The organism is Rhodococcus sp. Eu-32, from assembly GCF_003336925.1.
In the GTDB taxonomy this organism is placed as follows: Bacteria; Actinomycetota; Actinomycetes; order Mycobacteriales; family Mycobacteriaceae; genus Rhodococcoides; species Rhodococcoides kyotonensis_B.
In genome coordinates this window covers 205,756-220,105 of record NZ_QGNK01000007.1, presented here as the reverse complement: position 1 = coordinate 220,105, position 14,350 = coordinate 205,756, and the positions used below count along the sequence as shown (strand labels likewise).

At 64.6% G+C, this 14,350-nt stretch carries 11 protein-coding genes; 5 read left to right on the top strand and 6 right to left on the bottom strand.

Annotation, left to right across the window (positions count from 1 at the left end):
- Positions 1-140 precede the first annotated feature (140 nt).
- Entirely contained in the window at positions 141-974 is an 834-nt protein-coding gene (locus DK926_RS11295; RefSeq protein ID WP_114330467.1) for an HAD-IB family hydrolase, read from the top strand.
- Positions 975-1,362: 388 nt separating this feature from the next.
- Here DK926_RS11295 and DK926_RS11290 read toward each other — a convergent pair whose 3' ends face one another.
- From DK926_RS11290 to DK926_RS11270, 5 genes are all read right to left on the bottom strand, one after another.
- The gene (locus DK926_RS11290) at positions 1,363-2,112 is read right to left on the bottom strand and encodes an oxidoreductase (protein ID WP_114330466.1); all 750 of its coding nucleotides are present in this window, start codon (positions 2,110-2,112) and stop codon (positions 1,363-1,365) included.
- Positions 2,113-2,205: 93 nt separating this feature from the next.
- Positions 2,206-3,930, bottom strand: coding sequence for an ABC transporter ATP-binding protein (locus DK926_RS11285; protein ID WP_068426576.1), 1,725 nt, complete (start codon positions 3,928-3,930; stop codon positions 2,206-2,208).
- Entirely contained in the window at positions 3,927-4,889 is a 963-nt protein-coding gene (locus tag DK926_RS11280; protein WP_068426578.1) for an ABC transporter permease, read from the bottom strand. Before DK926_RS11280 ends, DK926_RS11285 begins: the two co-directional genes overlap by 4 nt.
- The gene (locus DK926_RS11275; protein WP_114330465.1) at positions 4,882-5,808 is read right to left on the bottom strand and encodes an ABC transporter permease; all 927 of its coding nucleotides are present in this window, start codon (positions 5,806-5,808) and stop codon (positions 4,882-4,884) included. Before DK926_RS11275 ends, DK926_RS11280 begins: the two co-directional genes overlap by 8 nt.
- A gap of 127 nt (positions 5,809-5,935) precedes the next feature.
- Positions 5,936-7,564: an ABC transporter substrate-binding protein gene (locus DK926_RS11270; RefSeq protein ID WP_114330464.1), complete on the bottom strand. Its 1,629-nt coding sequence runs from the start codon at positions 7,562-7,564 to the stop codon at positions 5,936-5,938.
- A gap of 447 nt (positions 7,565-8,011) precedes the next feature.
- Between DK926_RS11270 and acs the strand changes: the two genes are divergently transcribed.
- The gene (gene acs / locus DK926_RS11265; RefSeq protein WP_114330463.1) at positions 8,012-9,955 is read left to right on the top strand and encodes an acetate--CoA ligase; all 1,944 of its coding nucleotides are present in this window, start codon (positions 8,012-8,014) and stop codon (positions 9,953-9,955) included.
- A 54-nt stretch (positions 9,956-10,009) separates the two neighbouring features.
- On the opposite strand, the gene DK926_RS11260 is transcribed toward acs, so the two are convergent.
- Positions 10,010-11,383 (bottom strand): MFS transporter, encoded by a 1,374-nt coding sequence (locus DK926_RS11260; RefSeq protein WP_243636750.1) that lies wholly within the window; start codon positions 11,381-11,383, stop codon positions 10,010-10,012.
- A gap of 194 nt (positions 11,384-11,577) precedes the next feature.
- On the opposite strand from DK926_RS11260, the gene DK926_RS11255 reads away from it, so the two are divergent.
- The 3 genes from DK926_RS11255 to DK926_RS11245 all read left to right on the top strand — a co-directional run bounded on the left by DK926_RS11255 (position 11,578) and on the right by DK926_RS11245 (position 14,301).
- Positions 11,578-12,081: a phage holin family protein gene (locus DK926_RS11255; protein WP_114330461.1), complete on the top strand. Its 504-nt coding sequence runs from the start codon at positions 11,578-11,580 to the stop codon at positions 12,079-12,081.
- A gap of 24 nt (positions 12,082-12,105) precedes the next feature.
- A complete protein-coding gene (locus tag DK926_RS11250) occupies positions 12,106-13,041 on the top strand; it encodes an alpha/beta hydrolase (protein WP_114330460.1) in 936 nt (311 codons plus the stop codon).
- A gap of 81 nt (positions 13,042-13,122) precedes the next feature.
- Positions 13,123-14,301 (top strand): acetyl-CoA C-acyltransferase, encoded by a 1,179-nt coding sequence (locus tag DK926_RS11245; protein WP_114330459.1) that lies wholly within the window; start codon positions 13,123-13,125, stop codon positions 14,299-14,301.
- Positions 14,302-14,350: the final 49 nt, after the last annotated feature.

Sequence of the window (14,350 nt, the reverse complement as noted above, 5' to 3'; positions counted from 1 at the left end):
AACTAGACGACGAACCGAATCGGACTGTTTCAATACTACACCCGGCCAAGGCGCTGTTTGCAAGTTCAAGTTTCATGTTTTCCACCGGTAGTTTCGCTCGAGACATCGGCGAGACACGTCAGCCCTCTATTGTGAGGACCGTGACCACCAGCGCCGGCGCCGACGACGCCGAATCACCTCGCCCTGCCGGAAGAATTGCCGCATTCTTCGACTTGGACAAGACAATTATCGCCAAGTCGAGCACGCTTGCATTCAGCAAGCCGTTCTTCGACCAAGGTCTCATCAACCGACGTGCAGTACTCAAGAGTAGCTACGCGCAGTTTCTGTTCCTCCTCTCCGGAGCAGATCACGATCAGATGGAACGGATGCGCGCCCATATCGCCGCCATGAGCGCCGGCTGGGACGTCGAGCAGATCCGGTCGATCGTCGCGGAAACGTTGCACGACATAGTCGATCCGCTGGTGTTCGCCGAGGCGACGGAACTCATCGCCGATCACAAACTGCGGGGTCACGACGTGGTCGTGGTGTCCGCGTCCGGGGAGGAGATCGTCGCCCCGATCGCGGAGGTGCTGGGAGCGGACATCAGCACCGCGACCCGTATGGAAGTCGTCGACGGCCGATACAACGGGACGGTCGAGTTCTACTGCTACGGCGAAGGCAAGGTCGAAGCGATGAAGGAACTCGCCGTGGCCCGAAACTACGATTTGGCACAGTGTTTCGCGTACTCGGACTCGATGACGGATCTACCGATGCTGCACGCCGTCGGACATCCGACCGCGGTCAACCCGGACCGCGCTCTGCGCAAGGAAGCGGCGACGCAGGGCTGGCCCATCCTCACTTTCTCGAATCCCGTATCCTTGCGCGCCCGGATTCAGGCACCGTCGGGCACAGCCGTTGCGGCAAGTGCCGCAGTGGGTTTCGGCGCTGTGATAGCCGGTGCGGTCACCTACGGATTGCTCCGAAGAAAAGGCTGACAACCCCTTGATGTGAGCCGCACCACAGGGTAGAAAAGAAGCACGGAGAAACGGAAGGCCAAGATCGATCCGGAAGAGAAGGTTCGCTCTCCCGACCCGGACTCCCAGCACGGACATCAGGTACCCACGCGGAGCGCGCCGCTGACATGGCAGAAGCGCTGTGGGCCTGCGAGATTCGGTAGGCGGCAGCAAGAACCCTGCACCGGTTGCAGGGATGACCTCCCTCCTCACCGAACCGGCGCCGAGGCCTCGCGATCGAAAGATCGCCACAGCCCACCTATGCACGCTTGGTAACCGGATAGTCCGTGCTGACGGGCGGCGACGCCGACTTTCACAGTCGGCATCGCCGCCTTTCACGTGAGCGGGTGGCCCGCGGCGCGCGACGAGATCAGCTCGCCGACGCGTCGGCGATCGACGTCGCTTCCGCAGCTCCGGCTTCGAGTGCGCCGCAGCACAACATGATCCAACTTCCGACGCCCGTCGCGGTGCCTGCCGAGAAACCGACTGCCCCGTCGCGGTACGCCTGGGATCGACGCATCCAGCTGACCTCGGGCACACCGAGATTGTGGGGATCGAGTCCAGACGCCGTCGCGACCAACCGCGACGCTGCACGGGCCACGATGCCGTCGGCTGTGCCGAAAGGCTTCAGCGTCAACAACTCCCCGTGCACGATCGCCGCGATGACGGGTGCGGGTGCGGACGTTCCGCCGGTGACCAGCTGGGCGAGGAGGTCGAGTCGTTCACCGATGCCGTCGCCCTCACGCGGTCGACCCAGCAGGGAGTCGTCGGTGACGAGATCAGCGGCCGCGAGTAGATGAAGTCGGGCGAGTGCTTGCAGCGGTGCTCGCTTCCACACCGAAAGCAAGTTCTGCAACGCGTCGCCGTCGAGTGCCGACGCCACACGCAGCGAGCCGGCGAGGACGGGGTCGCCTTCCTCCCCTTCACGTGGGAAGTCCATGGAACCGCCCTCGAGCGCGGACGACGACCGCGCGGCGCGGACCGCGGCTTCCGCGGCGGTCGCAGGCCATCCGCGTCGATTCGTCTTGTGCCGATGCACGGCGCCCAGCGCGTCGCGGGCACGCTCGGCCGCGTCGGCGATGCCGGGGAGTTCCAGAAGCGGGGCCAGGGGGTCCGTCACGACACACGACGCTACCTGGGCAGGAGCGGGGCCTGCGGAGTGACCCGGTTGGGCAGGAGCGGAGCCTGCGGAGTGACCCGCAGGCTCCGTCCGTCACGCCCCGAGGGGAATGGATCCGCCTGGGATGGCAGCGAGTAGACGCTGCGTGTATTCCTGCTTCGGGTTGTCGAAGACCTCGTCGGTCTTGGCCGCCTCGACGATCTCACCCGACCGCATGACGAGGACGTCGTCGGCGATCTGGCGTACGACGGCCAGGTCGTGGGTGATGAAGAGGTACGTCAGCCCCAACTCGGACTGCAGGTCGTTGAGCAGTTCCAGGATCTGGGCCTGCACCAGCACGTCGAGTGCGGATACCGCCTCGTCGCACACGACCATCTCCGGCTGGAGAGCCAACGCACGCGCGATTGCGACACGTTGACGCTGACCACCGGACAGCTCGTTCGGGAACCGCCGCATCACGGATGCGGGCAGCGAGACCTTGTCGAGCAGATCCCGTACGCGCGCTTCGCGTTCCTTCTTGGTTCCGACCCGGTGGGTACGAAGCGGTTCCTCGATGGTCCGGTAGATCGAGTACATCGGATCGAGCGACCCGTACGGGTTCTGGAAGATCGGCTGCACGCGGCGACGGAAGGCGAAGGCCTCCTTGTTGCCGAGGCCTGCGACGTCGCGGCCGTCGAACTTCACGGAGCCCTCGGTCGGTTCGAGCAGGCCCAGAACCATCTGTGCGACAGTCGATTTGCCCGATCCGGACTCGCCGACGATGGCCGTCGTCGTGCCGCGCTGGACCGTGAACGACACATCCTTGACGGCTGTGAACAGCGACGACTTGAACGGACTGCCACCACGTAGCTTGAACTGCTTGGTCAGCTTGTCGACGACGAGGACCGTGCTCTTCTCCGGCTCGAACGCAGTTCCCGCTGCCGTCTCCTCGGCGGCGACCTCCTCGGCCACCTCCTTGGCGTGCTCGACGATGTCCTTGCGGGCGACCGACGACGTCAGCCGCTGCGACGCCAGGGACGGTGCCGCGGAGACCAGCTTCTTCGTGTACGGGTGCTGCGGATTCTGCAGAATCTCCAGTGCCGGACCGGATTCCACGATCCGCCCCTTGCTCATCACGACGAGGTGCTCGGCGCGCTCGGCCGCGAGGCCGAGATCGTGCGTGATGAGCAGCACGGCGGTGCCGAGGTCCTTGGTCAAGCCCTCGAGGTGATCGAGGATCTGCCGTTGGACCGTCACGTCGAGTGCGGACGTCGGCTCGTCGGCGATCAGCAGTTTCGGACGCGCCGACAAGCCGATCGCGATGAGCGCACGCTGACGCATACCTCCGGAGAACTCGTGCGGGTATTGGTTGACGCGCTTCTCCGACTCGGAGAGGCCCGCCTCGTCCAGCAGTTCGATCGCCCGCGCCTTCGCGGCCTTGCCCTTCGCGATGTTGTTGGCGGCCAACGCCTCCTCGATCTGGAAACCGATCTTCCACACCGGGTTGAGGTTGGACATCGGATCCTGCGGGACGAGACCGATCTGGCTTCCACGGACCTCGACGAAGTCTTTCTCCTTCGCCTGAGCGAGGTCCTTCCCGTCGAACCAGATCTCGCCTGCCGTCACCTTTCCGGTACCGGGCAGCAAGTTGATGATGGAGTGCGCCGTCGTCGACTTGCCCGACCCGGACTCGCCGACGATCGCGACCGTCTGCCCCGGGTACACCGTCAGGCTGACGCCCCGAACTGCCGGCACCGGGCCGGAATTCGACTGGAACGACACCTCGAGATTCTTGATGTCCAGCAGCGGCTGCTCGATGTTCTCGGTTTCGATGCTCATCGCTTACGTGCCTTCGGGTCGAGAGCGTCGCGCAAGGCGTCGCCCATCATGATGAATCCCAGCACCGTGATCGCCAGTGCGGCAGCGGGATAGAACAGAATGGTCGATCCCTGACGGAGGGTCACCTGCGCGGCACTGATGTCACCGCCCCAGGACACCTCAGTCGGAGGGAGGCCGATACCGAGGAACGACAGCGTCGCCTCGGCGACGATGAACGTACCGAGCGAGATCGTCGTGATGACGATGATCGGCGCCATCGAATTCGGCAGCACGTGCCGAATCAGGGTGCGCACCTTCGATACTCCGAGAGCGCGCGACGCCATCACGTAGTCGTTGTTCTTCGCTGCGAGGACGGCACCGCGGGTGATACGGGCCATCTGCGGCCAACCGAACAGCGCGAGGACCAGAATCACCGTCCAGATGGTGCGGTCGGTGAACAGCTGCATCAGCACGATGGCCGCGAGGATCAGCGGCACACCGAAGAAGATGTCCGTCAGACGCGACAGCAGCGAATCGGCCCAGCCGCCGTAGAACCCTGCGAACGAACCGAACAGGACGCCGATGACGAGCACGAGGAACGTCACGCCGACGCCGGTGAGCACCGACGCGCGGGCGCCGAAGATGGTGCGGGCGTAGATGTCACAGCCCTGACGGTCGAATCCGAAGATGTGACCGGACTGCGGTCCCTGCATGCTGAAGTCGAGATTGCAGTAACGCGGGTCCGTGCTGGTGAACAGACTCGGGAACGCGGCGACGACGATCACCGCGAGAATGATGACCGCCGACACGATGAAGATCGGGCGCTTGCGCAGACTGCGCCACGCGTCGCGCCAGATGCTCGACGGCGTCTCGTCGATGCTGACGGCATCGGTCTGGCTGACGTCGACGACGTCGTCCTTCTCGACGAAACGTGCTTGGCGGACTGCGCGTCCCGCCTGCGGTGTAGTTGACTCAGGCATAGCGGATCCTTGGGTCGAGCGCTGCATAGAGGAGATCGACGACGAGGTTCGCGAGGAGATACACGACGATCAGAACGGTCACGAACGAGACCACCGTCGGCGCTTCGCCCCGGATGACGGCCTGATAGATCGTGCCGCCGACACCGTTGATGTTGAAGATTCCCTCGGTGATGATCGCGCCACCCATCAATGCGGCGAGGTCGGCGCCGAGGAACGTGACGACCGGGATGAGCGAGTTGCGGAGCACGTGCACGTTGACGACGCGGCTGCGCGACAAGCCTTTTGCCGTCGACGTGCGGACGAAGTCGGCGTTCAGGTTCTCAGCCACCGACGTGCGCGTCAGACGCACCACGTAGGCGAACGACACCGCACCGAGCACGAAGGCGGGTAGCAACAGGTTCTTGAAACTCGTGTTGCCACCGACGGTGGGCGGGACGATGCCCCATTTGATGCCGATGAAGAACTGCGCGAGGAAGCCGATGACGAAGATCGGCACGGCGATGATGACGAGGCTGACGACGAGGACCGTCGAGTCGAACAACTTGCCCTTGCGCAGGCCTGCGATCAGACCGAAGCCGATGCCGAACACACCCTCGATGACGAGAGCCATCGCCGCGAGCTTGGCGGTGATCGGAAATGCTTGTACGAGAACTTCACTGACCGGGCGGCCCGAGAACGACATTCCGAAGTCGAACGTGAAAATGCCCTTCAGATACAGCAGATACTGCACGATGAACGGCTGGTCGAGGTTGTAGCGGGCACGAAGCTGGTCGGCGACGGCCGGGCTGATGGCTTTGTCTCCCGCGAGCGCTGCAATGGGGTCGCCGGGAAGCAGAAAGACCATGGCATAGATCAGAAATGTTGCCCCGATGAAGACGGGGATCATCTGAAGTAATCGGCGTCCGATGTACCAAAGCATCGGATCACCTCCTTCGAGAAAAGGCGGACGTCACCGAGACGACGTGAATTCGGGGGAAGCACACGAGCAGGGCGGTAGGTGAAGACCTACCGCCCTGCTCGGTCTCATGAGGATGGAGCTACTTCGATCAGTTCTTCTCGATCGCGTAGTAGATCGGGATACCGTCCCAACCGATCTGAACGTTGCTCACGTTCTCGGACCAACCGCTGGCCGCGTTGCGGTACCAGTTGGGGACCGCGGGCAGGTCGTTCAGAAGAATCGACTGAGCCTGGTTGATCAGGTCCTGCGCCTTGTCCTTGTCGGTCTCGCTGGCCGACTCGCGGAGCAGACGGTCGAACTCGGGGTTCGAGTAGTCACCGTCGTTGGAGCTGCCGCCGGTCTGGTAGTTCTGCGCCAGGAAGCCGTACTGCTGCGGGTAGTCACCCTGCCAGCCCGAACGGAATGCCGTCGGGATGGTGCGGTTGGTGGCTTCGGTACGCAGCTGCGCGAACGTCGGGTACGGGGCGCCCTGCGCCTCGATGCCGAGGGTGTTGCGGATGCTGTTGGTGACAGCGTCGACCCATTCCTGGTGTCCACCATCGGAGTTGTACGCAATAGCGAACGTGCCGGACCACGGTGCGATCGCGTCGGCCCGTGCCCAGAGTTCCTTGGCGCCTTCGGGGTCGTACTCGACGTTTCCTTCGTTCTCGAGCGAGTCCGTGTATCCCTCGATGGCCGGGCTGGTGAAGTCCTTGGCCGGGGTACGGGTGTTGTTGAAGATCTGCTCGGTGATCTGGTCGCGGTTGATCGCCTTGGAGATCGCCTGACGACGCAGAACACCCTCTTCACCGCCGAAGTGCGCGAGGCGGCCCGGGATGGTGAACGTCTCGATGCTGGCCGACGGCTGGTTCACCGTGCGGTCCGGCAGGTCGGTCTCGAACGTCGTCACAGCAGAGGACGGGACGTTGTCGAGAACGTCGACGTTGTTCGACAGCAGATCCGTGTACGCGGTGTCGAGGTTGCTGTACAGGATGAAGTTGATGCCGCCGTTCACGGGCTTGCGGTTGCCGTCGTAGTCCGGGTTGGTGACCAGGTCGATGCGGACGTTGTGCTGCCACGCACCTTCCTGCGCGAACTTGTACGGGCCGTTGCCGATCGGGTTCTCGCCGAACGCAGCCATATCGGCGTAGGCGACCTCGGGCAGCGGGTAGTACGCGGCGAAACCGAGACGATCCGGGAACGCAGCTTCGGGCTGCTTCAGCTGAATCGTGAACGTCTTGTCGTCGACGACCTGGAGACCGGACATCGTCTGAACCGTCGGGTTCTCGGCCGCGACCTCGTCGTAGCCCTGGATGGGATCGAAGAACGAACCCTGAAGCTGCGCGTTGGTGGACAGCGCGCCGTAGTTCCACGCGTCGACGAAGGACTTCGCCGTGACCGGGGAGCCGTCGGTGAACGTCCAGCCGTCCTTCAGCGTGACGGTGTAGTTCTGGCCGTCGGTCGTGTCGATGGACTCGGCGACTTCGTTCTCGACGCCGCCTTCCGGCGTGTACGAGACGAGACCGGCGAAGATGGAGTCGACGACGCGTCCGCCGGTGTTCTCGCTGGTGTTGGTGGGAACGAGCGGGTTCTGCGGCTCGCCGCTCCATGCGTTGACGATCGCGGAACCATCACCGGATCCACCGCCGCTGGACGAGTCACTCGACGAGCACGCTGTCACCAGCGCGGCTCCTACGACGACCGCAACCGCGGCAGTCGCGATGCGCGTTCTACGCAAAGCAAATCCTCTCTTCGGTTCGATCGCGGGTTCGCCGCGATCGACCCCATGGGCGTCACGCCCACGGAGTATGTGGGGGCGACCGCCTACCCCGCGTCGTACGCGGGGGCAACGATCTGAATACACAGGACTCTAGACACATCCTGAGATGACGATGTGAGCTCCCCCGCAAATTGCTGACTCACGAGTAACCACGCAACATGATCGAAACGTTTCGGCAACTCGTTTTCGACGCCGCACGGGCCCCTACGTTCGGACCTGCCCGACGGGACGGCCCTGAATACCGCCTACCGCGCCAAACCGACCGATCGCCGCAGATCACAGGGTTGCACGGCGCTGCAACGATGCGACCGCGCTCACATGTGACTACGCTCACTAGCGCCTGCAAGCCCGTGTTCGGTGATGTGCTGAGCGGCGAAATCGACGGACGAAAGAGAGCTATTCGAGATGACGACCAGTACCTCCGGAGCCCATGAGACCGCGTCGGATTCGTATCCGCCCTCCGCGGATTTCGCGGCCCAGGCGAACGCGACCGCGGACCTGTATGCCGAGGCCGAGAAGGACCGTCTGGCGTTCTGGGCCGAGCAGGCACGCAGGCTGCACTGGCACACCCCGTTCACCGAGGTGCTCGACTGGTCCGACGCGCCCGTCGCGAAGTGGTTCGGCGACGGCGAACTCAACGTCGCCTACAACTGCGTCGACCGCCACGTCATCGACGGGCACGGCGACCAGGTCGCGATCCACTGGGAAGGCGAGCCGGGCGATTCTCGCGACGTCACCTACTCCGACCTGCTCGTTGAGGTGTCCCAGGCCGCGAACACGCTGACCGACCTCGGACTCGTCGCCGGCGACCGCGTCGCGATCTACATGCCGATGATCCCCGAAGCGATCGTCTCCATCCTCGCGTGCGCCCGCCTCGGACTGACCCACTCGGTCGTCTTCGCCGGCTTCTCCGCCACCGCCCTGCGCTCCCGCGTCGACGACGCCGAAGCCAAACTCGTCATCACCACCGACGGCCAGTGGCGACGCGGCAAGCCCGCCCCGATCAAAGCCACCGTCGACGAAGCAGTCGACGGCGCCGCCTCCATCGAGCATGTTCTCGTCGTCAAGCGCACCGACTCCGAGGTTTCCTGGACCGACGGGCGCGACCTGTGGTGGCACGACACCGTCGCCAAGGCGTCCACCGAGCACGAGGCGCAGCCGTTCCCGGCCGAGCACCCACTGTTCATCCTCTACACCTCGGGGACGACGGGTAAGCCCAAGGGCATCATCCACACCTCAGGCGGCTACCTGACGCAGACCTCGTACACCCACCACAACGTCTTCGACCACAAGGCCGGCAAGGACGTCTACTGGTGCACCGCCGACATCGGTTGGGTCACAGGGCATTCCTACATCGTGTACGGCCCGCTCTCGAACCGTGCAACTCAGGTGGTCTACGAAGGAACCCCCAATTCGCCTGACGAGCACCGGCATTGGAACGTCATCGAGAAGTACAAGGTGTCGATCTACTACACCTCCCCCACCCTCGTGCGCACATTCATGAAGTGGGGCAAGGAGATTCCCGAAGCACACGACCTGTCGACGGTCCGCTTGCTGGGTTCGGTCGGTGAACCCATCAACCCCGAAGCGTGGCGCTGGTTCCGCGACGTCGTCGGCGGCGGCACCGCACCCATCGTCGACACCTGGTGGCAGACCGAGACCGGATCGATCATGGTTTCCCCGCTCCCCGGCGTCACCTCGACCAAACCCGGCTCCGCACAGACACCGCTACCGGGCATCTCGGCGAAGATCGTCGACGACGACGCCCAGCCTCTCGGCCCCGGCGGCAACGGCTACCTCGTTCTCGACCAGCCCTGGCCGTCGATGCTCCGCGGCATCTGGGGCGACATGGATCGCTACAAGGAAACCTACTGGTCCCGCTACCCCGAGCAGGGCTGGTACTTCGCCGGTGACGGCGCCCGCTTCGACGACGACGGCGACCTGTGGGTCCTCGGCCGCGTCGACGACGTCATGAACGTCTCCGGCCACCGCATCTCCACCAGCGAGGTCGAATCCGCCCTCGTCGGGCATCACGGTGTTGCCGAAGCAGCCGTCGTCGGCGCCGCGGACGAGACCACCGGTCAGGGCATCGTGGCGTTCGTGATCCTGCGCTCCGGAGTGGAGAACACCGGCGACGACCTCATCGCCGAGCTGAAAGCCGAAGTGGCCAAGGAGATCTCACCGATCGCAAAGCCACGGGAGATTTCGATCGTCCCCGAACTGCCGAAGACCCGCTCCGGCAAGATCATGCGACGCCTCCTGCGCGACGTCGCCGAAGGCCGCGACCTCGGCGACACCTCCACGCTCGTCGACCCCGCTGTCTTCGAGGCGATCAAGAAAGGCCGCTGACGCGGCTCGTGCGTGCGAATGTATAGCCCGCTATACATTCGCACGCACGTGTGTTTACACGTTCTCGAGCTGCTGATCCCTGGTCTCCCGCATGACGATCAGCGAGATCAACGTCAGTGCGGCGACGATGGCCAGGTAGACACCGACCCAGCCGACGCCGTAGGACGACACCAGCCACGTCGCGATGAACGGCGCCACCGCGGCACCGAGGATCGACGACGTGTTGTACGCGATTCCGGATCCGGTGTAGCGCACGTTCGTCGAGAAGAGCTCGGGCAGAACAGCACTCATCGGGCCGAACGTCAGACCCATCAGCGCGAGTCCGATGCACATGAACACCAGCATCCGACCCGCGGTCGCCTCCGACGGAGCGGCGAGCCAGTTGAACGACAGACCGAACACGATGATCGCCGCCGTGATGACGATCAGCGTGGGGCGACGACCGAAGCGGTCCGCGAGCCAGCCCGCGACCGGGATGAGTGCGGCGAAGAACAGCACGGCGATCAGCTGCAGTTCGAGGAAGTCGGTGTACGGAATGGTGATCTTCGGCCCGTTGACGTCGGACACCTTGCCGGTGCCGTAGCTGACCACCCACGTCGTCATGATGTAGAAGAGCGTGTACGTCGCGAGCATGACGAACGTGCCGATGATGAGCTGACGCCAGCTGGTCTTGAAGACCTCTGCGAGCGGCGTTTTGACCTTCTGTCCACGCTGGACGGCGAGCTTGAACACCGGTGTCTCCTCGAGCTTCAGACGCACGTAGAGACCGATGATCACCATGACGGCGCTGAGCAGGAACGGGATTCGCCAGCCCCACGTGAGGAACGCGTGGTCGGTCCCGGAATTGGCCGCGTCGTAACCCGTCATCATGACGATGAGCAGGAAGATGCCGTTGGCGAAGAAGAAGCCGATCGGCGCACCGAGCTGCGGGTACATCGCAGCCCAGGCGCGCTTGCCCGGCTTCGCGGTTTCCGTCGCGAGCAGTGCTGCGCCACTCCACTCGCCGCCGAGGCCGACGCCCTGCGCGAAGCGCATCAACGCCAGCAATGCGGGCGCGAGAATGCCTGCGGCTGCGTACGTCGGTAACAGTCCGATCGCGAACGTGGCGATACCCATCGTCAGCAGCGAGCCGACGAGAGTGGCCTTGCGTCCGATTCGGTCACCGAAGTGGCCGAACAGGATCGAGCCGACGGGACGAGCGACGAAAGCGAGGCCGAACGTGGCGAACGACGCCAGCAGAGCCGTCGTGTCGTTGCCTGCCGGGAAGAACAGCTTGGGGAAGACCAGAACGGCCGCGGTGGCGTAGATGTAGAAGTCGAAGAACTCGATCGACGTCCCGACCATGGAAGCAACGACGATACGAGACCGTGGTACCTCCGGTGCCGGTGCCGTGGTGCCGTCGCCGGGAACGGCGGAGGTAGTGCTCACGGTTGTGCTCCTGAAGAGAGGGTATGTACGAGTGTGCAAATTACCTGATCACAACCTGAGAAAATCAGCGGATCCCGAATATCGGGGACATGGACGGCAGCCGCCTGAGCGCTTCCGACCTGTTCGGCACTAGTGTTACGGCAGACCGGCCGAGACCAGAATCATCAGCACCAGCAAGTGGAGGGGTCGAGAAGTTGAGCGAGACCAATCGCGGCAATGGCACTGCATACCCGGAGGGCGTACCGAACACGATCTCGTCGATCCCTCTGTCGGACCCCGACTACCGCGCCCCGGGAACCGGCAGCATCGGCAGCCTGGTCAAGGACGCGACGACGCAGGTCTCCACTCTGGTTCGTGCCGAGGTCGAGCTCGCCAAGGCGGAGGTGACCGGTGAGATCAAGAAGGGCCTGCAGGGAAGCCTGTTCTTCATCCTCGCTCTCGCGGTCCTCATCTTCAGCGCCTTCTTCTTCTTTTTCTTCGCCGCCGAGACTCTCGACATCTGGTTGCCCCGGTGGGCTGCGTTCCTGATCGTCTTCGCCTTCATGGTTCTCGTGGCCGCGGTCCTCGCCTTCCTCGGATACCGGCGTGTGAAGAAACTGCGCAAGCCCGAGAGGACCATCGACTCGCTGAAGCAGGCGTCGACGGTTCTGCCGAACCAGCACGAGACCACGCCCGGCATCCCCGGCTACAAGAAGTAGCGACGCACGTCGCCGGGCTCGCCGATGATCCAGCCTGATCCGTCCACCGTTCGCTTCGGTGGACCGTGGATCCACCGCGACGTTCATGCCAACGGCATCCGATTTCACGTCGTCGAGACCGCCGATGCGCCGTCGGACGCCCCGCTCGTCGTTCTTCTGCACGGCTTCGCCGATTTCTGGTGGTCGTGGCGGCATCAACTGACGGCGCTGTCGAGCGCCGGTTTTCGGGCGGTGGCCGTCGACCTACGCGGTTACGGTGACACCGACAAACCGCCTCGCGGCTACGACGGTTGGACCCTGGCCGGTGACGTCGTCGGGCTCATTCGCGCTCTCGGCTACACCAACGCGACGCTCGTGGGACACGCCGACGGCGGTCTCGTCTGTTGGGCGACTGCCGCGCTGCATCCGCGCATGACACGCGCGATCGGCCTGGTCGGGTCGCCCCACCCCAACGCGCTGCGGCACGGTGTCCTGCGTGACAAGGGTCAGCGACGCGCACTGCTGCCGTTCTTCCTGCGCTATCAGGTCCCGATCGCGCCCGAGCGCGCCCTGACCAAAGACGACGGGGCTGCCGTCGAGCGTATTCTGCGAGCGCGGACCTCCCCTTCGTGGCAGAACAGCGACGAGTTCGACGACGTCGCGACGCAGATGCGATCCGCAATTCGCATCGCCGGTGCCGCGCACTGCGCGTTGGAATATCAGCGGTGGGCGTTCCGCAGCCAGTTCCGGTCCGACGGGCGACGATTCATGCAGGCGATGGACACGACACTCGACATTCCCGTCCTGCAGATCCACGGTGAACACGATCCGTACGTGCTGCGGAAGACCGTCGCGGCCGACGCGAAGTGGGCACCCCAACGGCGTCTGCACACCGTCGTCGGCGCAGGTCACTACACGCATCAGGAAGCGCCCGACGAGGTGACGGCGGAGCTTCTGGCGCTGTGCCGCGATCAGCCCTGACGCCCGCGGGAGCTGGGCGCGTGCGAAAACACTAGGACATACAAGTATTGTGCGTCTCACCGACGACCACGGGAGACGCACATGACACAGACCGTACTGATTGCGGGCGCACGCACGCCGATCGGAAAGCTTGCCGGCGCACTGGCATCGCTCAGCGCAGCGGATCTCGGCGCGCACGCGATCCGCGGCGCACTCGAGAAGGCCGGGGTCGACGCCGGATCCGTCGACGCGGTCATCATGGGCAATGTCGTACAGGCAGGTGTCGGGCCGAACCCGGCCCGCCAGGCCGCAGCAGCCGCGTCGATCCCGCTGACGACGCCTGCGATCACGATCAACAACCTGTGCCTGTCCGGACTGCAGGCCATCATCGACGGCGACCGGCTGATCAAGTCCGGTGACGCCGACATCGTCGTCGCAGGCGGCATGGAATCGATGACCAACGCGCCCTATCTCGCGCGCGGTGCACGAACCGGATTCCGTTACGGCTCGGCGTCACTCGACGATTCCCTCGACCGCGATGCCCTCATCTGCGCGTTCGACGACGTGTCCATGGGCGAAGCCACCGACCGCTACGTGAAGGGCACCGACATCGATCGCGCCGGCCAGGACGCGTTCGCCGCTCGCTCACACGAACTCGCTGCTGCGGCGACCGAGGACGGCCGGTTCGGCGACGAGATCGTGCCCGTCGAGATCAAGAGCCGCCGCGGATCGACGACGGTCTCCGACGACGAGGGCATCCGGGCCGGCACGACCGCCGAAAGTCTCGGCAAGCTGCGTCCCGCGTTCCTCGAAGACGGCACGATCACGGCCGGGTCCGCGTCGCAGCTGTCCGACGGCGCCGCCGCCGTGGTGTTGATGAGCAAGACGAAGGCCGAGGAGCTCGGCCTGGAATGGATCGCCGAGCTGGGCACGTCGGCGTTCGTCGCCGGCCCGGACACCTCGCTGCTGCACCAGCCCGCCAACGCGATCGCGAAGGCGCTCGAAAAGGATGGCGAACTGAAGGTCGGCGACCTCGACGTCGTCGAGATCAACGAGGCGTTCGCCGGTGTCGCACTCGCGTCGGTCGGTCAGCTCGGCCTGGACGCCGACAAGGTGAACATTCACGGCGGCGCGATCGCTCTCGGCCATCCCGTCGGCATGTCGGGTGCGCGCCTCGCGCTCTCGCTGGCGCATTCGCTGAAGCGCCGCGGCGGTGGCGTCGGCGCTGCGGCCCTGTGCGGCGGTGGCGGTCAGGGCAATGCGCTGATTCTCCGGGCCTGACGCCGTCGTGCGTGCGAATGTACAGCGGGCTGTACATTCGCGCGCACGT